Source organism: Nesterenkonia sandarakina (genome assembly GCF_014138825.1).
Classification (GTDB): Bacteria; Actinomycetota; Actinomycetes; order Actinomycetales; family Micrococcaceae; genus Nesterenkonia; species Nesterenkonia sandarakina.
Window position 1 is genome coordinate 2,638,137 of record NZ_JACJIH010000001.1, and the last position, 22,102, is coordinate 2,660,238.

The 22,102-nt window shown below is 68.5% G+C and carries 22 protein-coding genes; 11 read left to right on the forward strand and 11 right to left on the reverse strand.

What is annotated here, in order from left to right; translation table 11 throughout:
• Positions 1-52: 52 nt before the first annotated feature.
• Together HNR24_RS12015 and HNR24_RS12020 are read left to right on the forward strand one after the other, a co-directional pair.
• A complete protein-coding gene (locus HNR24_RS12015) occupies positions 53-1,804 on the forward strand; it encodes an AMP-binding protein (protein WP_182495894.1) in 1,752 nt (583 codons plus the stop codon).
• A 140-nt stretch (positions 1,805-1,944) separates the two neighbouring features.
• Entirely contained in the window at positions 1,945-2,451 is a 507-nt protein-coding gene (locus tag HNR24_RS12020; protein WP_182495895.1) for a MarR family winged helix-turn-helix transcriptional regulator, read from the forward strand.
• An 8-nt stretch (positions 2,452-2,459) separates the two neighbouring features.
• Here HNR24_RS12020 and HNR24_RS12025 read toward each other — a convergent pair whose 3' ends face one another.
• The 3 genes from HNR24_RS12025 to HNR24_RS12035 are packed head-to-tail and all read right to left on the reverse strand — an operon-like array spanning position 2,460 to position 5,702.
• Positions 2,460-3,236 (reverse strand): enoyl-CoA hydratase-related protein, encoded by a 777-nt coding sequence (locus HNR24_RS12025; RefSeq protein ID WP_058887653.1) that lies wholly within the window; start codon positions 3,234-3,236, stop codon positions 2,460-2,462.
• A gap of 3 nt (positions 3,237-3,239) precedes the next feature.
• On the reverse strand, positions 3,240-4,175 hold the full coding sequence (gene mmsB / locus HNR24_RS12030; protein WP_259392453.1) for a 3-hydroxyisobutyrate dehydrogenase: 936 nt from the start codon (positions 4,173-4,175) through the stop codon (positions 3,240-3,242).
• A 30-nt stretch (positions 4,176-4,205) separates the two neighbouring features.
• Entirely contained in the window at positions 4,206-5,702 is a 1,497-nt protein-coding gene (locus tag HNR24_RS12035; protein ID WP_058887652.1) for a CoA-acylating methylmalonate-semialdehyde dehydrogenase, read from the reverse strand.
• Positions 5,703-5,890: 188 nt separating this feature from the next.
• Between HNR24_RS12035 and HNR24_RS12040 the strand changes: the two genes are divergently transcribed.
• Positions 5,891-6,664 (forward strand): SDR family NAD(P)-dependent oxidoreductase, encoded by a 774-nt coding sequence (locus HNR24_RS12040; RefSeq protein ID WP_058887651.1) that lies wholly within the window; start codon positions 5,891-5,893, stop codon positions 6,662-6,664.
• Positions 6,665-6,771: 107 nt separating this feature from the next.
• Here the strand turns inward: HNR24_RS12040 and HNR24_RS12045 are convergent, their stop codons facing one another.
• From HNR24_RS12045 to HNR24_RS12060, 4 genes are all read right to left on the reverse strand, one after another.
• The gene (locus HNR24_RS12045; RefSeq protein WP_182495896.1) at positions 6,772-8,034 is read right to left on the reverse strand and encodes a 4-hydroxybenzoate 3-monooxygenase; all 1,263 of its coding nucleotides are present in this window, start codon (positions 8,032-8,034) and stop codon (positions 6,772-6,774) included.
• Between the two features lie 136 nt (positions 8,035-8,170).
• Entirely contained in the window at positions 8,171-8,335 is a 165-nt protein-coding gene (locus HNR24_RS12050; protein WP_157075328.1) for an IclR family transcriptional regulator, read from the reverse strand.
• On the reverse strand, positions 8,332-8,520 hold the full coding sequence (locus tag HNR24_RS12055) for a helix-turn-helix domain-containing protein (protein ID WP_058887649.1): 189 nt from the start codon (positions 8,518-8,520) through the stop codon (positions 8,332-8,334). Before HNR24_RS12055 ends, HNR24_RS12050 begins: the two co-directional genes overlap by 4 nt.
• Before the next feature lie 60 nt (positions 8,521-8,580).
• On the reverse strand, positions 8,581-9,963 hold the full coding sequence (locus tag HNR24_RS12060) for an MFS transporter (RefSeq protein WP_182495897.1): 1,383 nt from the start codon (positions 9,961-9,963) through the stop codon (positions 8,581-8,583).
• A 163-nt stretch (positions 9,964-10,126) separates the two neighbouring features.
• Here HNR24_RS12060 and HNR24_RS12065 point away from each other — a divergent pair, with 163 nt between their 5' ends.
• From HNR24_RS12065 to pcaC, 6 genes are all read left to right on the forward strand, one after another.
• A complete protein-coding gene (locus HNR24_RS12065; RefSeq protein WP_058887647.1) occupies positions 10,127-10,870 on the forward strand; it encodes an IclR family transcriptional regulator in 744 nt (247 codons plus the stop codon).
• Between the two features lie 210 nt (positions 10,871-11,080).
• Positions 11,081-11,878 (forward strand): protocatechuate 3,4-dioxygenase subunit beta, encoded by a 798-nt coding sequence (gene pcaH / locus HNR24_RS12070; RefSeq protein WP_058887646.1) that lies wholly within the window; start codon positions 11,081-11,083, stop codon positions 11,876-11,878.
• Position 11,879: 1 nt separating this feature from the next.
• A complete protein-coding gene (gene pcaG, locus HNR24_RS12075; protein ID WP_058887645.1) occupies positions 11,880-12,461 on the forward strand; it encodes a protocatechuate 3,4-dioxygenase subunit alpha in 582 nt (193 codons plus the stop codon).
• A gap of 22 nt (positions 12,462-12,483) precedes the next feature.
• Positions 12,484-13,968 carry a lyase family protein gene (locus HNR24_RS12080; RefSeq protein ID WP_058887644.1) on the forward strand — a complete coding sequence of 495 codons (1,485 nt, stop codon included), beginning with the start codon at positions 12,484-12,486 and terminating at the stop codon, positions 13,966-13,968.
• A complete protein-coding gene (locus tag HNR24_RS12085; RefSeq protein WP_182495898.1) occupies positions 13,961-14,812 on the forward strand; it encodes an alpha/beta fold hydrolase in 852 nt (283 codons plus the stop codon). The genes HNR24_RS12080 and HNR24_RS12085 overlap by 8 nt, the downstream gene beginning before the upstream one ends.
• A complete protein-coding gene (pcaC, locus tag HNR24_RS12090) occupies positions 14,805-15,191 on the forward strand; it encodes a 4-carboxymuconolactone decarboxylase (RefSeq protein WP_058887643.1) in 387 nt (128 codons plus the stop codon). The genes HNR24_RS12085 and pcaC overlap by 8 nt, the downstream gene beginning before the upstream one ends.
• A gap of 32 nt (positions 15,192-15,223) precedes the next feature.
• On the opposite strand, the gene HNR24_RS12095 is transcribed toward pcaC, so the two are convergent.
• Positions 15,224-16,033 (reverse strand): MerR family transcriptional regulator, encoded by an 810-nt coding sequence (locus HNR24_RS12095; RefSeq protein ID WP_058887642.1) that lies wholly within the window; start codon positions 16,031-16,033, stop codon positions 15,224-15,226.
• A gap of 186 nt (positions 16,034-16,219) precedes the next feature.
• Between HNR24_RS12095 and HNR24_RS12100 the strand changes: the two genes are divergently transcribed.
• Complete coding sequence (locus tag HNR24_RS12100; protein ID WP_058887641.1) at positions 16,220-16,576, forward strand: nuclear transport factor 2 family protein; 357 nt, start codon at positions 16,220-16,222, stop codon at positions 16,574-16,576.
• A 6-nt stretch (positions 16,577-16,582) separates the two neighbouring features.
• Here HNR24_RS12100 and HNR24_RS12105 read toward each other — a convergent pair whose 3' ends face one another.
• The gene (locus HNR24_RS12105) at positions 16,583-17,785 is read right to left on the reverse strand and encodes a lipid II:glycine glycyltransferase FemX (RefSeq protein WP_058887640.1); all 1,203 of its coding nucleotides are present in this window, start codon (positions 17,783-17,785) and stop codon (positions 16,583-16,585) included.
• 378 nt (positions 17,786-18,163) lie between these two features.
• Here HNR24_RS12105 and groL point away from each other — a divergent pair, with 378 nt between their 5' ends.
• A complete protein-coding gene (gene groL / locus HNR24_RS12110) occupies positions 18,164-19,801 on the forward strand; it encodes a chaperonin GroEL (RefSeq protein ID WP_058887639.1) in 1,638 nt (545 codons plus the stop codon).
• A gap of 163 nt (positions 19,802-19,964) precedes the next feature.
• Here the strand turns inward: groL and HNR24_RS12115 are convergent, their stop codons facing one another.
• Positions 19,965-20,255, reverse strand: a complete 291-nt coding sequence (locus HNR24_RS12115) for a WXG100 family type VII secretion target (protein WP_058887638.1) — start codon at positions 20,253-20,255, stop codon at positions 19,965-19,967.
• A 243-nt stretch (positions 20,256-20,498) separates the two neighbouring features.
• The gene (locus tag HNR24_RS12120; RefSeq protein ID WP_182495899.1) at positions 20,499-22,052 is read right to left on the reverse strand and encodes a sensor histidine kinase; all 1,554 of its coding nucleotides are present in this window, start codon (positions 22,050-22,052) and stop codon (positions 20,499-20,501) included.
• Between the last annotated feature and the right edge of the window lie 50 nt (positions 22,053-22,102).

A 22,102-nucleotide genomic window follows, 5' to 3' on the forward strand; every position in this document is an offset into this window, starting at 1 on the left:
CCAAGTATATTCGAAAGTGACCTGCATCACGCATTTCGCGAGGGAGACCACCATGACAGTGACCGAAGAGTTCCGCGCGGCCCGGGATCAGCTCGTGAGCGCTCAGCAGGACTGGGCGCGCGCCCGCCGGGACTTCGTCTGGCCCCGATTCAGTCACTTCAACTTCGGCTTCGACTGGTTCGACCAGGTCGCCAAGCGTCCCGAACGCTCCGGTCAGGACGCATTGGTGATCGTGGAGGAGGACGGATCCCGGCTCACCCGCACCTTTGCCCAGCTGCGGGATGACTCCAATCGGGTGGCGAACTGGCTGAGCAGCATCGGGGTCCGTCGGGGTGACCGGATCCTCCTGATCCTGGGCAACCAGGTCGAGCTGTGGGAGACGATGCTCGCGGCGATCAAGCTCGGCGCGGTGCTGGTCCCCACCACGACCCAGATGGGCCCAGGCGATCTGCAGGACCGGGTCGAGCGGGCCGAGGCGAGCTGGGTGGTCGGGGACTCCGCGACGCTGAAGAAGTTCACGCAGGTCCAGGGGGACTACGCGCTGATCCACGTGCCCGGGGTGTATGCCGACCGGGAGGCAGCGGTCGTGCCGCAGGTGTCGGGGCGCACCGTGTACTCCTACTGCGAGGCCTACGCGGCATCAGCGGAGCTCGAGCAGGTCGTGCTGACCTCCGCCGAGGAGACGATGCTGCTCTACTTCACCTCCGGCACGACGTCGAAGCCGAAGCTGGTCGAGCACACCCATACCTCCTATCCGGTGGGCCACCTCTCCACGCTGTACTGGATCGGGCTCGAGCCCGGCGATGTGCATCTGAACGTCTCCTCACCGGGCTGGGCCAAACATGCCTGGTCGAACTTCTTCGCACCGTGGATCGCGGAGGCCACGATCTTCTTGTACAACTTCAGCAGGTTCGACGCCGAAGCCCTGATGCATGCGATGGACGACGCCGGGGTGAGCAGCTTCTGCGCTCCGCCCACGGTCTGGCGGATGCTCATCAAGGCGGACCTCGCACAGCTGCGAACACCGCCGCGGGTCACCGTCTCCGCCGGCGAGCCGCTGAACCCGGAGGTCATCGAACAGGTTCAGCGGGCCTGGGGGAGGACCATCCGGGATGGCTTCGGGCAGACCGAGTCCTCGCTGCAGATCGCGAACACCCCGGGTCGGCCGGTGAAGTTCGGCGCGATGGGCCTCCCGCTGCCGGGGTTCGACGTCGTTTTGATCGACCCGGTCACCGGCGCGCAGGCGGATGAGGGGGAGATCTGCCTGGCTCTGGACCCGCGCCCGGTGGGTCTGATGAAGGGGTACTACGGCGACGCTGAGAAGAACGCGGAGGTCTTCCGTGAGGGGCATTACCACACCGGAGACATCGCCTCACGGGACAGCAGCGGCGTGATCACCTATGTGGGACGCGCCGATGACGTCTTCAAGTCCAGCGACTATAAGGTCTCGCCCTTCGAGCTGGAGTCGGTGCTCATCGAGCATCCGGCGGTGGTGGAGGCAGCGATCGTGCCGGCCCCGGACGAGCTGCGGCTCTCCGTTCCCAAGGCATATGTGACGCTGGCTTCCGGGTGGGAGCCGAATGAGGCGACCGCGGCGGAGATCCTCCAGTTCACGCTGGGCAGGCTGGCGCCCTACCAGCGGATCAGGCGGATCGAGTTCTCCGAGCCGCCCAAGACGATCTCGGGGAAGATCCGGCGGGTCCAGCTGCGCCAGTCCGAGGAGCAGCGAGCCGAGGCAGCTCCGGGCCCGGCAGGATTCGGTGTGGAGTACCGCGATGTCGATCTGGGACTGAAGCGCCCGTGAGACGGTCCGGTTCAGTGAGGAGTCGGTGCGACGGCGCTGCCTCGGCTCTTCCGGCAGGTCCGAGCCTGCGGAGATTCCCCGATAAACTCCGGTGCATCCGCACACTGGTCTGACCGAGCACGGAAGAGGAGACGCCCCACATGCACCCCCCGCTTGCGAAGGACCCCATCGCTGAGATCCAGAAGAACTGGGAGCGGCAGGGATGGACGTCCGCGGCTGCCCCGGCGGCGGCGGTGACCGCCATCATGCGGACCCAGCAGATCCTCCTGGGGCGAGCACGGGACATCCTGAAACCGTTCAAGCTGACCTTCGCCCGTTATGAGGTGCTCGCGCTGCTGGGATTCTCCCGGGAGGAGCGGCTGCCGATGAACAAGGCCAGCCAGCTGCTGCAGGTCCATCCGACATCGATCACCAACGCCGTGGACCGGTTGGAGTCAGCCGACCTGGTGCGCCGGGAGCCGCATGACTCCGACCGGCGCGCGATGCTCCTGGTCCTCACCCCAGAGGGCAAGCAGGTGGCCGAACAGGCGACCCGGGCGCTGAATGAGCAGCTCTTCGAGCACACCGGGTTCGAAGAACAGGAGATCGATCAGCTGAACACCATCCTGGCGAAGTTCCGCCAGCGAGCGGGGGACTTCCCCTCCTGAGCCGTTGCTCAGCGATGCCTCCACTGCGGTTCCCGCTTCTCGCGGAACGCGCGCATGCCCTCGGACTGATCCTCCAGGGAGAACAGCGAATGGAACATCCGCCGCTCGAAGCTGAGGCCCTGATGCAGCGTGGAGTCGAAGGCCGCGCCCACAGCCTCCTTCGCCATCTGCGCCGCGGGTTTGGACTTCGAGGCGATCAGCTCGGCGACCCTGGTCGCCTCGGTGAGCGTGTCGGCATCGGCCACGACTCGTGAGACCAGGCCGATGCGCTCGGCCTCCTCGGCGTGGATGCGTCGCCCGGTGAGGATCATGTCCATCGCCTTGGCCTTGCCCACCGATCGGGTGAGGCGCTGCGAGCCGCCCATCCCGGGAATGACGCCGAGGTTGATCTCGGGCTGACCGAAGCTCGCGCCTTCTCCGGCCACGATCACATCGGCCATCATCGCCAGCTCGCAGCCGCCGCCCAGGGCGTAGCCGTTGACCGCGGCCACGATCGGGGTGCGCAGCCGGGTGAGGTCGTCCCAGCGGCGGAACCAGTCGGCGGCGTACATCCCGGGGTGGTCCTGCTCCGCCATCTCGGTGATATCGGCTCCGGCCGCGAACACCTTCTCCGAGCCGGTGATCAGGATCGCACCGATCTCGGTGCTGGCGTCGAACTCGCCGGCGGCACGCACCACCTCCTCCATCAGCACGGTGTTCAGGGCGTTCAGGGATTCCGGCCGGTTCAGCGTGATCCGGCCCACCCGCGCCTCGGCGGAGACCAGGATCGTGGAATAGTCGGTCATGCCTCAGGCTCCTGGGTGTGTGGAGTTGTCTCGGATGGTGTTGATGATGCCGGAGAAGTCCTGCCGTGCCCCGGGGCCCTGCGCGAACTCGGCGAAGATGGCGGCGGCGAGTCGACCCAGCTGCGCGTCCACGCCGTGATCCTGCAGCGCGTTGTTCGCGAGGGTGAGGTCCTTGGCCATCAGCGCGCCGGCGAAGCCTGGGGTGAAGTCTCGGTTGGCCGGGGAGCTCGGCACGGGTCCAGGGACCGGGCAGTTGGTGGTCAGCGCCCAGCACTGACCCGAGGCGTTGGAGACCACGTCGTAGAGCGCCTGGTGGTCCAGTCCCAGCCGTTCGCCCAGGACGAAGGCCTCTCCCACGGCGATCTGGCTGATGCCCAAGATCATGTTGTTGCACAGCTTGGCTGCCTGGCCCAGGCCGCTGCCGCCACAGTGGACCACGCGGGCGCCCATGATCTCCAGGAGTGGGCGGATCTCTTCGAAGACCTCGACTCGGCCCCCGGCCATGAACGCCAGGCTTCCGGCCTCCGCGCCCACCACGCCCCCGGACACCGGGGCATCGGCGGCCCGGAATCCGGCGCGCTCGGCCAGCTCTGCGGCCTGCTGCGCCTCGGAGATGTTGATCGTCGAACAGTCCAGGAAGATCGTCCCGGGCCTGGCCGCCGAGAGCAGTCCCGGTGCGTCCTGGTAGGCCGAGAGCACGTGCTGGCCAGAGGGGAGCATGGTGAGCACCACTTCGGCGGTGGCGACGGCTTCGAGCGGGTCGGTGACGGTCTCGACGCCCTTGGCCCGGGCGGTCTCCAGGGCCTCGGCGCTGAGGTCGAAGCCGGAGACCGGCACGCCCGCCTGGGCGAGATTGGCAGCCATGGGCCCGCCCATGTTGCCGAGTCCGATGAACGCCACCCTCGGGTGCGAGGGTGTCTGGCTGCTGGTGCTGCTCAAGGACGTTCCTTCTGAATCGACCGCCATGGTTCAGCTCCCTTCGGGCATGGTGAAGCTGGCGCCCTCTTTGGTGCCCGAGGGCCAGCGTGTGCTCACCGTCTTGGTCTTGGAGTAGAACTTCAGCCCGTCGACGCCGTGCTGATTGAGGTCGCCGAATCCTGAGGCCTTCCACCCGCCGAAGGTGTAGTAGGCGATCGGCACCGGGATCGGCACATTCACCCCGACCATCCCCACCTCCACTCGGGAGGCGAAGTCTCGCGCGGTGTCCCCGTCGCGGGTGAAGATCGCGACGCCGTTGCCGAACTGGTGTTCGGTGGGCAGCCGGAGCGCCTCCTCGTAGTCCCGGGCCCGCGCGATGCACAGCACCGGACCGAAGATCTCCTCCTGGTAGATCCGCATCACCGGCGTGACGTGGTCGAAGAGGGTGGCCCCGATCCAGTACCCGTCGGGGTGGCCCTCGACGACGACGCCGCGCCCATCCACCACCAGCTCGGCACCTTCCTCGACGCCGAGCCCGATGTAGCCCTCGATCCGGGACTTGGCGTCCGTGCCGACCACCGGACCGAAATCGCTGGAGGGGTCCAGCGAGGGTCCCACCACCAGCTTCTCGATGCGCTCCAGGAGTTTGGCCCGCAATGCCTCGGCGGTGGCCTCACCCACCGGGACGGCCACGGAGATCGCCATGCACCGCTCACCGGCGGAGCCATAACCGGCGCCGATCAGGGCATCGGCGGCCTGGTCGAGGTCCGCGTCGGGCATGATCACCATGTGGTTCTTCGCCCCGCCGAAGCACTGGGCGCGTTTCCCCGCGGCCGCGGCGGCGGTGTAGATGGCCTGGGCGATCGGAGTCGAACCCACGAAGCCGATGGCCTTGACCCTGGGGTCCTCGATGAGCGCGTCCACCGCTTCCTTGTCCCCGTTGACCACGTTCAGCGTGCCCGGCGGCATGCCGGCCTCAAGCGCGAGCTCGGCCAGGCGCAGCGGCACGGAGGGATTGCGCTCGGAGGGCTTGAGCACGAAGGTGTTGCCCGCGGCCAGGGCGGTCCCGGCCTTCCAGAGCGGAATCATGGCGGGGAAGTTGAAGGGGGTGATGCCGGCGACCACGCCCAAGGGCTGGCGCAGGCTGTGGACATCCATCCCGGCGGCGGCATCGTGGGAGAACTCGCCCTTGAGTAGGTGCGGGGCTCCGGCGCCGAACTCCACCACCTCCACGCCGCGCTGGATGTCACCTTTGGCATCCTCGAAGGTCTTGCCGTGTTCATTGGAGAGCGTCTCCGCGAGCTCATCGCGATGAGTGTTGATCGCCTCCGCCCACTTCAGCAGGATGCGCCCGCGCCGCTGCGGGTTCATGCCCGACCAGGCGCCGAAGGCCTCCTGAGCGGATTCGATGGCGTGAGCCACCTCCGCGGAGTTCGCGAGGGGGACCCGTGCGGTGAGCTCGCCCCGGACCGGGTTGAAGATCTCTCGGCTCCTGCCAGAGGCGCCCTGCACGTGCTCGCCATGGATGAAGTGGCTCAGCTCTGTCATGGACGAACTCCTTCGCGTTGAGATCGGCCGCAGCGCGCCTGTGCCGGAGCTGATCCGCTCGGCGGCACCTGTGATGCAGCTCTCACTGTGTTAGCGTAGGCTCGAGTTATTGGATGTGCAACTATCGCGCGTGCGATCGGTATCTGAACCGTCGCGGCCGGCTCGACTGAAGGAACAGGGAGACCAGCATGGAGCTGTCGGGAGCCAGTGCGGTTGTCAGTGGAGGCGCCTCAGGCCTCGGTCATGCCACCGCCCAGGCCCTGATAGGGGCCGGCGCGCAGGTGGTGGTGGTGGACCTGCCCGACGCCGAGGGCAGCACCGAGCGCGCCGAGGCCGTCGCCTCGCTCGGTGAGCGCGCCGCCTTCTGCGCCGGTGACATCACCGACCCTGCCACCTCCCGCGACGCCGTGGAGATGGCAGTCGTCCGGGGGCCGCTGCGGGTGGCCGTGAGCTGCGCCGGGGTCGCGACCCCGGGAAAGCTGCTCGGTCGGGATGGCCTGCTCTCGGCGGAGCAGTTCATGGGAGTGCTTGGCATCAACGTCGGTGGCACGGTGAATCTGATGAGCCAGGCTGCCGATGCGATGCAGCACAACGATCCCATCGAGGGTGAGCGCGGGGTGCTGATCAACACCGCCTCAGTAGCGGCTTTCGAAGGTCAGATCGGTCAGATCGCCTATGCCGCCTCCAAGGGTGCGGTGGCCTCGCTGACGCTGCCTGCCGCCCGCGAGCTCGCCCGTCACGCCGTCCGGGTGATGACCATCGCCCCGGGACTCTTTGAGACCCCGATGATGGCGGGACTGCCCGAGGAGGCCAGGGAATCGCTGCGGGCCAAGACGCTGCACCCGGCCCGACTTGGTCAGCCGGCGGATTACGCCCGGCTGGTGATGCATATCGTGGGCAACCCGATGCTCAACGGCGAGACCATCCGGCTCGACGGGGCGATCCGACTGGAGCCCAGGTAGCCGAGGCGCTCGCGGTCCCCGACCCGACCGCAGACCGGGCTGGTCCGCAGGCCGGGCTGGGCCGGAGACCTGCCGGACCAGAGGCCTGCCGGACCAGACCCGAGGCCTCAGTCGCTCCACCCGGTGTAGGAATCCGCAAAGTATGCCTGCCCGTACACCGAGCCGGTGATCGCCTCGAACTCGCCTCGGCGGCGCTGATGGGTGAACGGGTTCTCCTCGGGCTGGCGGTGCAGCAGGTTCGTCGCCCAATAGGAGAAGTTCTGCGCCTTCCACACCCGGTCCAGGGCGGTGCGCGAGTAGCGGCGCAGCGCCTCCGGAGTCTCGACGGCTGCTCCAGGCTCCTTTGATTCAGGCCCCTCGGACCCCTTCGCGGGATCTGCGGTGCGGTTCTCACGCAGCTCGGTGATGAACTCCTCCACGCGCGGGATAAGGGCTCGCACATCCGCGAAGGCCAGGTTCAACCCCTTGGCCCCGGTGGGCGGCACGGTGTGCCCGGCGTCGCCGGCGAGGACCAGCCGGCCGTGGCTCAGCGGGTCACAGACGTAGGACCGGAAGGGCAGCACGGTCTTCTCGATGATCGGTCCGCGCTTGAGCTGCACGCCGCCTTCGGTGCCCAGCACCGCTTGGATGTGGTCGAAGATCGCGTCCTCGGACCAGCTCTGGACATCGGTGTCCGGGTCGCACTGGAAGTACATCCGCTGGACGGTCTCATTGCGCTGGGAGATCAGCGCGAAGCCGAGCTCGGAGTTCGCGTAGATCAGCTCCGGCGCGGTGGGTGGGGCCTCGCAGAGGATGCCGAACCAGGCGAAGGGATAGGAGATGAAGTGATCGGTGCGCACCGCCTCGGGAATCAGCTTGCGGCACATGGACCTGGACCCGTCGGTGCCGATGATCAGATCGGCCTCGATGCTGCGCTGCGCAGCGTGCGCGTCGGTGAAGCTGATCCGCGGGGAGGCGGTCTCGACCCCGTGGACCTCGGTGTCCGTGACGGCCCAGTGGATCTCCCCGCCCTCGCGCTCCCAGGCGTTGGCCAGGTCGAAGAACACCTCGTTCTGTGGGTACAGCCAGACCGAGCGGCCGACCAGTGCCTGGAAGTCGATGCGGTGCGCTTCCCCGTCGAAGCTGAGCACGGTGCCCTCGTGCTCATGGCCTGCTGTGAGTACCCGCGATCCGACCTCCGCGTCCACCAGCATGTCCACGGTGGCGGCCTCCAGGATCCCCGCGCGCTGGGTGTGGTGGATGGTGTCCTTCGTGCGGGTCTCGATCACCGCGGCGGAGATGCCCCGGCGCTTCAGCAGCAGCGCGGTCATCAGTCCGGCCGGGCCGCCGCCCACGATGCCCACGTCGAATCGGGTGGTGTGCTCGGTCATGTCTCTCCCTCTCGAAGCAGCCTGCAGCCCGGTCCTCCGAGTGGCCGGCCACGTCTGTCTCTGTGCCTCAGTCTGCGCACCCGGTGTGTGTGGCGCCACAGTCATCTCATTGAATGCGAAGGTGCACGGGTTGGCTTCAGCTTCTGCCGCTGATCTCGCGCTGGATGCCCCGGGCGGCGATCTGGAGCATCTGCACCCAGGGTGCGGGGCGGCGAGCGACGTCGTCGTCGTCGGTGACCACGCCCAGGGCCGCCACCACCGCGCGGCCGCGCTGCCGGATCGGCACCGCGACCCCGGTCACCTCGCGCTCGACTCCAGCCAGCCCAGCTCCGCCATGTCCCGGCAGAGTCGGTGTGCGGTGGCCGGGGGAAGTCCCGTGCGACGAGCGATCTCCGCGGCGCTGAGCAGGCTCTCCGCCGCAGAGAAGGTGGAGAGCACCCGGTCCAGCCGGGTCAGCACCGAGTCACCGGTGGGGGAGTTCGCCATGGCTCACATGCTAGCTTCCGGTGTCGGGCGGGATCCCCGCTGCCGCGTGTTGCCCACGTCTCAGTCCCGGGCCGCGACCGGATTCGCGCGCAGCTCGCTCGCTGTGCGCTGGTGCAGCGAGATCCGCAGCACCACGACCGCGGCCATGGCCACGATGATTCCGGCGCCGATGTAGAGCACCGTGGGGGTGGCCCCGAGGTCCAGCAGTGCACCGACGGCGATCGGGGCGATGATCGCGCCGGTGCGTCCGACGCCGAGGGCGACACCCACCCCGGTGGAGCGCAGTCTGGGTGCGTAGGTCATCGGGGCGATCGTGTAGATCCCGGAGATGCAGCCGTTGATGATCATGCCCAGCAGCACTCCGGCCACCAGCGCCGCGGGCAGCCAGGCGGTGGCGCTGATGAAGACGATGAACATCACGCCAGAGCAGATGGCGAAGACCGCCTGGACCCGGCGGACGTCCCAGCGGGAGGCGAACACGCCGAAGAGCACCGCGCCGATGGTGCCTCCGATCATCAGCATGATCCCGCCCATGATGCCCTCGTCGGTGGAGAAGCCCACCTCGGTAAGCAGCTGCGGGGTCCAGGTGTTGGCGAAGTAGAAGCCGAACATCACGATGAAGAACATCGCCCACAGCAGCAGCGTGCGACTCCGATTCTCCGGGCTGAACAAGGCTGCATAGGAGTTCTTCGAGCGGCCCGGGGTCCCCGTGTCGCTGGGATCCTCGCGCTCCAGCGTCACCGGGCCGGTGATGCCCATCCGCGCGGCGATCTCCTCGGCGCGGCGCTGTTCGGAGCCGTCGCTGCTCGCCTGCGGGCCGCTGGCGCGCGCGCCGAGGAAGTCCAGGGATTCCGGCATCTTGAGCCAGACGAAGATCACGGCCAGTACGGTCACGGCGCCACCGAGCAGGAAGACCGCCTGCCAGCCGAAGTTCCCGATGAGTGGGATCGCGGCCAGTCCGCCCAGGGTGGCGCCCACCGGGTAGCCGGCGGCGTAGATGCTCATGCACAGGCCGCGGTACTTTGCGTTGGAGTACTCCGAGACCAGCACGGTGCCGGAGGTCAGGATCCCACCCACGCCGAGCCCGGTGATGACTCGCCAGGCCATCAGCTCCGGCATCGAGGATGCGGTGGCGGAGAGGAAGAGCCCGGCGGCGTTGATGATCATCGCGATCACCAGCATCCGGCGCCGTCCGAAGCGGTCTGCGAAGGGTCCCACCCAGATCGCGCCCAGGGCCATGCCGATCAGCCCTCCGCTGAGCAGCAGGCCGAGTTCGGTGCCGGTGAGGCCCAGGTCGGCAGAGACCGGGTTGGCGGTGAACGCCATGGCCTGCACGTCATAGCCGTCTAATCCCATCAGGGCAGTGGCCAGCGCCACGACGAACCATTGGTAGCGGCTCATCGGGCGGGAGTCGATCGATTCCCGGAGGCTGGTCTGGGTCATGAGGATCTCCTTGGACGGTGGTGACGTGCCGTGGCTCAGGTCACAGAACTCACCGGACGTTAGCCCTTCGTGACCCGAGACACAATTGCACGGCTCGAAAAGCGTCCACCGGCTCATTCAACGGGCGAAGCCTTGACGCCGCCGGCTTGGCTAGGCTGGAGTCATGGCCAACTCGTCCAGCGGTGACGCGGTGCTCGACCGTGCGATGCGGATCCTCGCCGTCCTTGAGGTTCACCCCAGCCTGCCTGCCGGTGAGCTCATCGACGCCGCGGGGCTGCCTCGAACCACCGGATACCGGCTGTTGCGGACCATGCGCGCTCACGGCCTGCTCGCCGCCTCGGACTCCGGGGAGCTGGTGCTGGGGCAGCGGCTCTGGGAGATCGCCCAGGGCGCCCCGATCAGCCGGACCCTGCGGGCCGCGGCCCTTCCCTTCATGCAGGACGTCAATGCCGTGGTCCGGCAGACCACCCAGCTTGCGGTCCTTGATGACCAGGGGGTGCTGATCGTCGAGCGACTCTCCCGCCATGGGGCCGTGATCAATCCGGCGGAGGTGGCCACCACGATGCCGGCGCATCTGACCTCGATGGGGCATGTGCTGCTCGCCCATTCCCCGGTCCACGTGGTCCAGCGATGGTGGGCTCCCCGGGCAGCGCAGATCCAGGAGGCTCGGCCGCAGCTGCACCGGGAGCTGGCGGAGGCGCGCACCCGGGGGCATGCCCAGCTCAGCGGGGTGATCAACGCGGAGACCACCGGCGTCTCGGTGCCGGTGCTGGGCGGTGGCGGCCACGCCGTCGCAGCGCTGACCGTGGTGGTCCCGCGCGACTCTGCCGAGATCCCACAGTTCCTGATGGCGCTGCAGACCGCGGGGCGCGGCATCACCCGTGCGCTGGAGGGCATGAGCCACTGAGCCCAGCCAGCGCGGCCGGGCCAGCTCAGCCAGCCCATCCAGCCCAGCCGGCCCAGCCAGCAAGCTCAATCGGTCCAGCCAGTTCAGCCAGCTGAGCCATTGAATGGCAATGGTGTGGCGGGTGCGGGCGTCCCCCGAGCAGACTGAGTGAGAACCACGTCACACCCTGGCGACGCACGTCGCCGATCCCCTTCAAGGAGCCTGAACCCCATGGCTGAGACGAACACGAACCCGGATGCCGCCGCGCTCTCTCAGGCGGAGATCGACGCCGAGATCGCCGCCATCCACGGCGAGTATCGCGCTCAGCGCGACGCCGGCGGCCAGGTCGAGACCAACGCCCGGCTGAACTTCCCGCCGTATCGCAGCTCGCTGCTGCGACACCCGACGAAGTCCCTGCATCACGCGGACCCCGAGGACATCGAGCTCTACAGCCCGGCCTTCGGTCACCGCGACGTCTCCCCGCTGGAGGCGGACCTGACGATCCAGCACAACGGCGAGCCGATCGGGGAGCGGATCATCGTGACCGGCCGGGTGATCGACGGGGACGGCCGCGCCGTGGCCGGCCAGCTGGTGGAGATGTGGCAGGCCAACGCCGCCGGACGCTATATGCACAAGCGTGACCAGCACCCCGCGCCGCTGGATCCCAACTTCACCGGGGTGGGGCGCACCCTGACCGGTCCCAACGGTGAGTACAGCTTCACCACCATCAAACCAGCGCCGTATCCATGGAAGAACCACAACAACGCCTGGCGCTCGGCGCACATCCACTTCTCGCTCTTCGGCACCGACTTCACCCAGCGGATCGTGACCCAGATGTATTTCCCCGGGGACCCGATCTTCGCCCTGGACCCGATCTACCAGTCCATCACCGACCAGGCCGCCCGGGATCGCCTGGTCGCCACCTACGACCACTCGGTCTCCCAGCACGAATGGAACACCGGCTACCGTTGGGACATCGTCCTTTCCGGAAGCAACCGCACCTGGGCCGAGCAGGAGGAGGAGCACTGATATGAGACTCACCCCGACCCCCGCCCAGACCGTGGGGCCCTTCTTCGGCTACGCGCTGCCCTACGCCGGAGGCGAGGCCCTGGTGGACCGTTCGCACCCCGGCGCGGTGCGGCTGCACGGCACCGTCTACGACGGCGACGGCGTGCCGGTGCCCGACGCGCTGTTGGAGATCTGGCAGCCCGATGAGCACGGCGTGATCTCCCAGCAGCCGGGATCCCTGCACCGCGACGGCTACACCTTCACCGGATGGGGCCGCGCCGCCGTCGACGGGGTGGGGCACTACTCGTTCACCACCGTGGAACCGGGCAGCACCGGCGACGGCGTGGCACCGTACTTCCTGGTCACGGTCTTCGCCCGCGGGCTCATGGATCGACTCTTCACCCGGGCCTATCTGCCTGCCGACCCGGCCACTCTCGAGCAGGACCCCCTGTTGAGCTCGGTGCCGGCGGATCGCCGCCAGACGCTGATCGCCACCCGGGAGCCCGACGGGAGTCTGGGCTTCGACATCCACTTCCAAGGTGCCCAGGAGACCGTGTTCCTCACCTATCCCAACACCCCGCAGTTCACCGGCCCGGTGGAGTGATCGACAGGAGCGTGCCCCGACCATGACCGGACCCTTCGGAATCCTGAGCCCGGCATGGGCCGGCACCTCGACGGCGCGGCTGATGTCCGAGGAATCCATCCTGCGGGCGATGCTGCGCGTGGAGGCCGCCTGGGCCCAGGCGCTCGCCGATGCCGACCAGGCACCTGCCGAGAGTGCCGCGGCCATCAAGGCGATCAGCGAGGACCCCGCGGGTACCGGGGTCGAGGTCGAGGCGATCGCGGCGCAGGGCCCTGGCGGGGGCAACCCGGTGATCCCGATGCTCGCCGCCGTCCGTCACGCCCTGGCCCAGTCCGGGGAGTCCGACGCCGCGCTGCACCGCGGCGCCACCAGCCAGGACATCTTGGACACCGCGCTGATGCTTCTCTGCCGCGACGCTGCAGCCGAGGTCCTGGACGAGGCGCGCCGGGCAGGGGCGGCGCTGAGCAGCCTGAGCCAGGAGCATCGGGAGACCATCTGCGTGGCCCGGTCCCTGACCCAGCACGCGCTGCCGACCAGCTTCGGACTGCGCTGCGCGGGTTGGCTCGACGGGTTGACCCAGGCGATGAAGCGGCTGGAGCTGGCAGCGGCAGCGCTCCCGCTGCAGTGGGGCGGGGCCGTGGGCACCCAGGCCTCGCTGAGTGACTCGCTCGGCGCCCAGCGCACCGGCGCGCTCACGGCTGACCTCGCGGACCGTCTTGATCTGCGCCCGATGACCCGCCCCTGGCACACCCAGCGCCAGGTGATCCTGGATCTAGGCTCAGGGCTGGCAGGCCTGCTCGCGGCGCTGGGGAAGGCCGCAGGAGACGTGCTCACGCTGCAGCGCCCCGAGATCGCGGAGCTGCGCGAACCTGCTGCGCCGGGTCGCGGCGGATCCTCCGCCATGCCGCAGAAGCAGAACCCGGTGCTCTCCACGCTGATCCGCTCTGCGGCGCTGAGCGCCCCGGGGCAGCTGAGCACGCTCTACCTGGCGGCGGCCACCGCCGAGGATGAGCGGCCGGCGGGAGCCTGGCACGCGGAATGGCCCAGCCTGGTCGAGCTGAGTCGGCTCGCCGGTGGCGCCGCCACTCGTGCCGCTGAGCTGTTCGAGGGCCTGGTGGTGCGCCCCGACGCGATGCGCGCCAACCTGAGACTCAGCGGCGACGCCGTGCTCAGCGAACGACTGATGGCGCGTCTGCGGGGATCCTTTCCCGGCGGAGGCAAGGCGCTGCAGGATCTGGTGCGGTGCAGCGTCGTCGAAGCGGTGCCGCTGCGAGGCCTGATCGAGGACCAGCTCGGGGATCGGATCACTGCGGCGGAGCTCGATGAGCTGCTGGATCCGCTGCAGTATCTGGGCCGGGCGCAGGAGTTCATCGACGCTGCCGTGGAGGAGTTCGCGCAGCACAACGCCACCCAGCACAACGCCACCCAGCACAGCGCCACCCAGCACAGCGCCGCCCAGCCCGACATCCACCCACAGCACCCCGACCAGACCCTCGTGCAGCCGGAAGGATCCACCGATCATGTCTGAATCACACCTGCCCCACCCGGATGCGTCACGGTCAGCGGCCACGCTGACCCTGACCCCGCAGCTGCTCTCCGGGTCTGTCGAGGATCTGCGCACCGGCGCCCGGCCGGTGCTGGTGCTGGGTCCCTCGCTGGGGACCAGCGTCGCCGTCCTGTGGCAGGGTGCCCTGGCGCACCTGCAGGAGAGCTTCACGCTGATCGGCTGGGACCTGCCCGGCCACGGCGATGCGGAGCCCTTCACCGAGTCCTTCGAGATCAGCGACCTCGCCGACGCGCTGGAGGAGCTCGTCGCCGAGCTCGCCGACAACCACGGACTGCCCGCCGATCTTCCGGTCTACGCCGCCGGGGTCTCGATCGCAGGGACCGTCAGTCTGACCCTCGCGCTGCGCGGGAACACGCGGTTCACCCGGTTGGCGGCGCTGTGCACCGCGGCGAAGATCGGTGACCCCCAGATGTGGAACGAACGCGCGGAGCTCGTCGCGCAGGCGGGGACCCCCACCATGATCGAGGGCTCGGCGCAGCGCTGGTTCGCCCCGGGGTTCATGGCCCGTCAGCTAGAGGTGGTCACCGGGCTGCTGCGCTGCCTGCAGCACACCGACCGGTATTCCTACGCCGCCGCCTGCCGGGCACTGGGTCGCTATGACCTCACGGCCGAGCTCGCCGGCGTCGCCCGACCGCTGCTGGTGATCAGCGGGGCGGAGGATCCGGTGTGTCCGCCCTCGGCGGTGCAGGACTTCGCCGCAGCCCCGCACACCCAGACCGCGGTGCTCGACGGCGTCGCCCATCAGGCCCCGGCCGAAGCCCCGGAGGCCACCGCCCGACTGCTCAAGGAGTTCCTCAATGACTGATCCTCACTACCAGGAGGGGATGAAGGTCCGCCGCGAGGTGCTCTCCGATGCCCACGTAGACCGCGCCGAGGCCAAGAAGGACGACTTCACCGAGGACTTCCAGGAACTGATCACCAACTACGCCTGGGGCTCGATCTGGACCCGCCCCGGGCTGGACCGGTCCACCCGTTCGGTGATCACGCTGACCGCCCTGATCGCCGGCGGGTACTGGGAGGAGCTGGAGATGCATATCCGCGCGGCGCTGCGCAACGGGCTCACCGAGGATCAGATCAAAGAGGTCTTCCTGCAATGCGCCATCTACTGCTCGGTCCCCGCGGCGAACACGGCGTTCAGCATCGGGCGTCGGGTGCTGCAGGAGGAGCGCACCAGCCAGGGCTGACCGGTGCGCCGTGAGATCTTGCGGCTCTGCACCTAGGTCGCGGGTGCCTCGATGAGCGGCCAGCCGATCTCCGTGGTGCCGACACCGGACGGGGCGTCGCCGGTATAGGTCTCTCGGATCGGGCCTGCTGCGCTGTCGCCCCGGCCTGCGACATGCGCTCCCAGCGCGGCGTAGGCGCGAGTGATCGTGTGGTCGGATCCCTGGTGGACCGCCACCGCCATCCGGGTGGCGGGGAGGGTCTCGAAGGCCGCCCGTCCGCCGAGCGCCGCGCGGGGTGCGGATTCCACTGGAAGGAAGAGGGTGCAGTCGCCCGCTTCGTGGAGGAACAGCTCGGTGGAGAACAGCCCGCCCAGGGGCCCGACGGCGTCGACCCCGGCCGCCTCGAGCCCAGCGCGCAGGTCCCGCCGGGCTGATGTGAACCAGGCTCCGAGCTGGGGCAGCTCGATGGAGTCTCTGATGATCACCACGTCCAGGGCTGGAACCCGTCGGATCTCCAGGGGTGTCTCTGGCTCCGTGAGCATCTCGCGCAGCGCAGCGATGGCGTCTCGGGTCTCGCTCAGACGCTGCTCCATCCGGTGCAGATGATGCGCGATCGCCTGCGCTCCGGCAGCCGGGTCCGTCGAGCCCAGGATCCGCCGGATCTCGTCGACCGGCATGTCCAGGGAGCGCAGCCGCTGGACCATCCGGGCCTCGGGGATCTGCGCCGATTCGTAGAGGCGATAGTGGTTCACCGGATCGATCACCGCCGGTTCCAGCAGGCCGACCCGATGGTAGAAGCGCAACGCCTTGGCGCTCAGCCTCGTCGCCCGGCTGAAGTCTCCGATGGTCATATAGGCAGCCATGGACACATCCTCACCCCTGACACTCAGCCAGCGCCAATGCCGACTCGCGGATCGAGCGCAGCGCTTGACCTTGCCCCAAGGGGAAGGGGCAGCGTGGCCAGAGCGGGACGTGGGCGCGAGAACTCGCCCAGCGGACTGCGCCGAACCCCACCACAGTCGAACCACCGCATGGACAGGAGCCACCTCATGACAGAGCGCACCACACACCCGACCGCGCTGCCCGCCGTGGTGACGGCCTTTCTCGACGCCGAGGCGTCGAGCTCACCGCGGGCCATCGCCGAGCTGTTCAACGAACACGCGGTCGTCGTCGACGACGGCAGACGGCACCACGGGCGAGAGGAGATCGCCAGGTGGCGCAGCGAGGTCGCGCAGGCCTTCAGCTACACCAAGACCATGGTGTCCGCTGAGCAGGCGCAGGACGTCGTGGAGATCACCGAACGCGTGGAGGGCGACTTCCCCGGCGGCCGGGTCGATCTCCGAAGCAGCTTCGTTATGGACGAGGCCGGCTTGATCGCGTCGTTGACCATCGCGGTCCCGGAGTAGCCGGGCTCAGCGCCGCGACATGTAGAGGTTGAACGCCTTCGCCAGCAGCGGGTTGACCTCGTAGTCCCACTCACCGAGGGTCTGCACCACATCGGCGCCCATCGTGGTCTTGAACCGGGTCAGCCCGGCCAGCGGGTACTCCGGGTCCAGTGACGGGCTGAGCCCACCGAGGTCATAGAACTGGCAGCCCGCGGCGAGGGAGTCCTCGATCTGGCGCAGCTGCAGCGCCCGCGGCGCGTAGCGCTTGCGCTCCTGAGCGGAGGAGGCCCCATAGACGTACCAGGCGAACTCGCCCTGCCGGACATAGATCGCCGCGGCGAGCAGCTGATCCTCGAAGTGCGCCAGGTAGAGCGTGCACTCGCTCAACGGGGAGGCGTTGAGCTCCCGGTACATGTCCTGGAAGTAGCTCAGCGGCCGACCGGTGAAGTCATCCCGCTCGGCGGTCTCCGAGTAGAGCGTGTGCCAGGCCTGAAGGTCAGATTCGGCACCGACGCTCACCGTCAGCTCCGAGCGGGTGGACTTCTTGGTCTGCCGGCGTGAGGACTGATCCATCCGGGCCAGCACCTCATCGATCGGCAGCTGAGCGCCTGAGGGATCGGTGAGCGGGATCCGAGCCTGGAACTGCGGCTGTCCGGCTTCGAAGTCGGTGCTCGGCGCGGGGGCCTTGAATCCCAGGCTGCGCAGCTGCTCCTGCCACTGGCGGGCCTGGGCGGCGCCGGCCGGGTCGACCTCGAGCTCTTCGAGCTCCTCGATGCTGGTGTTCTCCCCGGCGGCGAGTGCCCGGCGGACCTCCTTGGCCTCCCAGCGGCGCAGCACCGAGGGCAGACCCATGCGGATCAGGAACGCACCGGAGGACTTCAGATGATCGATCAGCGGCGGCAGGAGCTGTTCCAGATCTGCGGCCGCCGGGTCCATCACCGGGCCCTCGGCCATATAGGCGAGCTTCCTTCCTCCGAGCAGCGGCACCGCTGCGGGGATGGGGAGTCGCCGGAAGAGCACCAGCGCCGCGGCCACCGGCGAGGCGTCGGAGCCCGATCCGGACTCGAAGACTCCGAGGCTCTGCGCCTGCCACTCCTTCTTCACCGCGGGCCAGCGCGGGTTCTGCAGGAAGGATGCGGTCTTGTGATCAGCGAGGAAGCGGGTGTGCTCCTGGGTGCTAATCGGGCGGACCTGGTACGCGGCGGCGACGCCTGAATCTCTATGCTCCATCACGCCTCAAGGGTACCGTCTGCGTGCCCGGCGACTGGGAGATCAGCTGCGCAGGCCGGTCCCGCACTCGGGGAGCGGACCGCAGTTGCCGGTGGTGGTTCCGGCGGTGGCCTGCGGTCCGCCGGGGGAGGCCGGATCCGCCCTCGGCGCAGAGGTTTGCACTCGATAGGTCAGAGTGCTAAAAATTGGTTTAGCACTCTCGTGTCGAGACTGCTAGAGGAACCTGAGCAGGTGAGGCCATACAGATGTTCCCGGTGACGCGGGAACGGCCGTCCGTCGCGGGCACCTGGAATGGTTCGACCCAGCAGACGCGAACACGTCTGACAGTCACACACCACGGCTTGAGACAAGCCGAGTCCAGGAAGGACACGCGCCACTATGGCAAAGACTATTGCATTCGATGAAGAGGCCCGCCGCGGCCTCGAGCGGGGACTGAACGTCCTCGCCGATGCCGTGAAGGTCACCTTGGGCCCCCGCGGCCGCAACGTCGTGCTGGAGAAGTCCTGGGGTGCCCCCACGATCACCAACGACGGTGTCTCCATCGCCAAGGAGATCACGCTGGAGGACCCCTACGAGAAGATCGGCGCCGAGCTGGTCAAGGAGGTCGCCAAGAAGACCGACGACGTCGCCGGCGACGGCACCACCACTGCCACCGTCCTCGCCCAGGCCCTGGTCAAAGAGGGTCTGCGCAACGTCGCGGCCGGTGCCGATCCGATGGCGCTCAAGCGCGGCATCGACAAGGCCGTGGAGGCCGTCACCGCCGAGCTGTTCAAGTCGGCCAAGGAGATCGAGACCACCGAGCAGATCGCCGCCACCGCCTCCATCTCCGCCGCAGACCCCCAGATCGGCGCACTGATCGCGCAGGCACTGGACAAGGTCGGCAAGGAAGGCGTCATCACCGTCGAGGAGTCCAACACCTTCGGTCTGGAGCTCGAGCTCACCGAGGGCATGCGCTTCGACAAGGGCTACCTCTCCGGGTACTTCGTCACCGACGCCGAGCGCCAGGAAGCCGTCCTGGAGGACCCCTACATCCTGATCGCGAACTCCAAGATCTCCTCGGTCAAGGACGTCATCGGCGTCCTCGAGCAGGTCATGCAGTCCGGCAAGCCGCTGCTGGTCATCGCCGAAGACGTCGAGGGCGAGGCCCTGGCAGCGCTGGTCGTCAACAAGCTCAAGGGCACCTTCAAGTCCGTGGCCGTGAAGGCCCCCGGATTCGGTGACCGCCGCAAGGCCATGCTGGCTGACATCGCCATCCTCACCGGTGGACAGGTCATCGCCGAAGAGGTCGGCCTGAAGCTGGAGAACACCACCCTGGAGCTGCTGGGCACCGCCCGCAAGGTCGTTGTCACCAAGGACGAGACCACCATCGTCGAAGGTGCCGGCGAGGCCGACGAGATCTCCGGTCGCGTGGCCCAGATCAAGGCCGAGATCGAGAACTCCGACTCGGACTACGACCGCGAGAAGCTGCAGGAGCGCCTGGCCAAGCTGGCCGGCGGCGTGGCCGTCATCAAGGCCGGTGCCGCCACCGAGGTCGAGCTCAAGGAGCGCAAGCACCGCATCGAAGATGCCGTACGCAACGCCAAGGCCGCTGTGGATGAGGGAATCGTCGCCGGCGGCGGCGTGGCCCTGATCCAGGCCGGCGCCCGCGCCTTCGCGGCCCTGGAGCTCAGCGGAGACGAGGCGACCGGCGCGAACATCGTGAAGTTCGCCGTGGAGGCCCCGCTGAAGCAGATCGCCATCAACGCCGGCATGGAGGCCGGAGTGGTGGCCGAGAAGGTCCGCGGCCTGCCCGACGGCCACGGCCTCAACGCCGCCACCGGTGTCTACGAGGACCTCCTGGAAGCAGGCGTCAACGATCCGGTGAAGGTGACCCGCTCTGCGCTGCAGAACGCCGCCTCCATCGCCTCGCTGTTCCTGACCACCGAGGCCGTCGTCGCCGACAAGCCGGAGAAGCACGCTGCCGGCGCCGGCGCCGAGGGCATGGACCCGATGGGCGGCATGGGCGGCATGATGTGATCAGCTGAGCAGCTGATCCCTCGCGCACCGTCGCTAGCTGAGAACCCCGCCACAGACCTGGTCTGTGGCGGGGTTCTTCGTCTGCCCCGCCAGGTTGCCCTGACAGGTTGCCCAGCGAGGGTGCCCGGTGACCTTGCCCAGTGACCTTGCCCCGTAACGTTGCTCAGTGGCCGAACATCCGGGTGTTCGCCGATTCGGTCTCCTCGTACTGGCTGGAGGCCGAGGCCATCGCCTGGCGCACGCTGGCCAGGGACTGCTCCACCTGAACCTGGGTGGCGCGCCACTGCGTGAGCACTTCTTGGAAGGCCGTGGACGCCGAGCCCTTCCAGGAGTCCTGCAGCTGACGCAGCTGAGACTCCATCGAGCTGACATCGCTCTGGATGCGGCCCAGCGTGGCCTCCACGGTCTGGCTCTTGGCGAGCAGCTCGGCGGTGTCGATCTGTAGCAGTGCCATAGTTCTCTCCTCGGGTGACCGGTCCAGCCGGTGCGTAGCAGGGATCAGGCGGGACCCGCTGCCCCGCCGATGGCACAGGACGCTACCGAGGGCTGAACACGCATCGGGCGCTGCAGCTTCCGCTGTGGAACCACGGCCTGGGGCGCCAGGCGCAGAACGGGCTGGGGCAGACCGTGATGGAGCAGCACAGCAGACCAGCCGAGGCAGACCGAGCCGGGGCAGACCGGCCGGAGGCGCGCTGGCTCAGTCGGGGGTGTGGTGTTCCCTGGCGGCGGCGCGGAGCTGGTCCAGCTCCTCCTCGTCGATGTCGGTCTCGTGGTCGCTCTGGTCGTCGAGGGCCACCATGGGCAGCCGCAGCGTCATCGTGGCGCCGCCGCCCGGAGTGGGACTGTGCCGGACGGTGCCCTGGTGCTGGGCCGCGATCGCGGCACAGATCGCCAGACCCAGGCCGGTGCCGCCGGTTCCCCGCTGACGTGAGTTGTCTGCCCGGTAGAAGCGCTCGAAGATCTTCGTGGCGTCCTCCTCGGAGATGCCGTCGCCGTGGTCGCGGACCTCCAGGACGGCGTCGATCTGTGAGTCGGTGCGCTCTTGGGTGCCCACTGCGATCTCCAGCTGAGTCCCCGGCGGCGTGTAGCGCAGCGCGTTGGTGACCAGGTTCGTCACGATCTGGCGGATCTTGCCCTCGTCGCCCACGGCCGGGGCCGGGGCCGGGGCGCCGCCGTCGAGCCCGGTGACCCGGGTCTCGCGGTCCGGGGCGTTGACCGCCAGGTCCATGATCGCGTCGTGAGCGATCAGGTTCAGGTCCAGCGGAGCCTTCTGCAGCGGACGCTGCTCATCGAGCCGGGCCAGGGTGAGCATGTCTTCGACCAGCTGTCCCATCCGTTTGGCCTCGGACTCGATCCGGCCCATGGCCATCCCCACCGCCTCGGGGTTGTCACTGACCCCGCCCTGCCGGTAGAGCTCGGAGAAGCCGCGGATGGTGACCAAGGGGGTGCGTAGCTCATGGGAGGCGTCCTGGATGAAGCGCCGCATGTTCTCCTCCGAGGCGCTCTTGGCCTGGAAGGAGGTCTCGATCTGTTCCAGCATCACGTTCAGCGAACGGGAGAGCCTGCCGATCTCGGTGTCCGCGGGTGCGGTGGTCTCGACACGTTTGGAGAAGTCCCCGCCGGCGATCTCCGCGGCGGTCTTCTCCACATGGAACAGCGAGCGGAAGGCTCGGGTGACCAGGGCGTAGGCGATGGTGGAGGCCCCGAGCGTGGCCATCAGCCCGATGGTCGCCACCAGGAAGGTGGCGCGCTCCACCGAGGTCTCCACCTGTTCCAGCGGCAGCGCCACCGCCAGGCTGTTCTCGCCGTTCTCCAGCGGCATCACGTGCACGCGCCAGCCCCGGGAGCCCTCCTGGGTGCCGGCGACGTCGAGGTGCTCACCGTTCTGCCAGAGCTCGAAGACCTCGTCGAAGGTCATGCTGGGGATCTCCGGGATGTCCCCGCCCCAGTCGGCCGGGTGGGTGGAGTTGGACTGCAGCAGCTCGCCGTCGGAATCCATCAGGATCCCGTAGAACCGCAGGATGGACTGAGTGTCCCCGATCTCCGGGTCGCTGCGCCGGGTGAGGAACATCGAGACGTTGTTCGCGTTGGCGTAGATGTCCTCGTCGAGGTTGCGCAGCAGCTCCTGGCGGAACAGCGAGGCCGAGACGAAGGTGGTCACGAACAGGGTCAGCACCAGCAGCCCGGACATGATCAGCACCAGCTGGGTCCGCAGCGACGCCTTGCGCCAGGTCTGGGTGGCGGAGCTCATCGGGCGCATACTCAGACCTTACGCGCAGCGGCGTATCGGGGTGGAGGCCG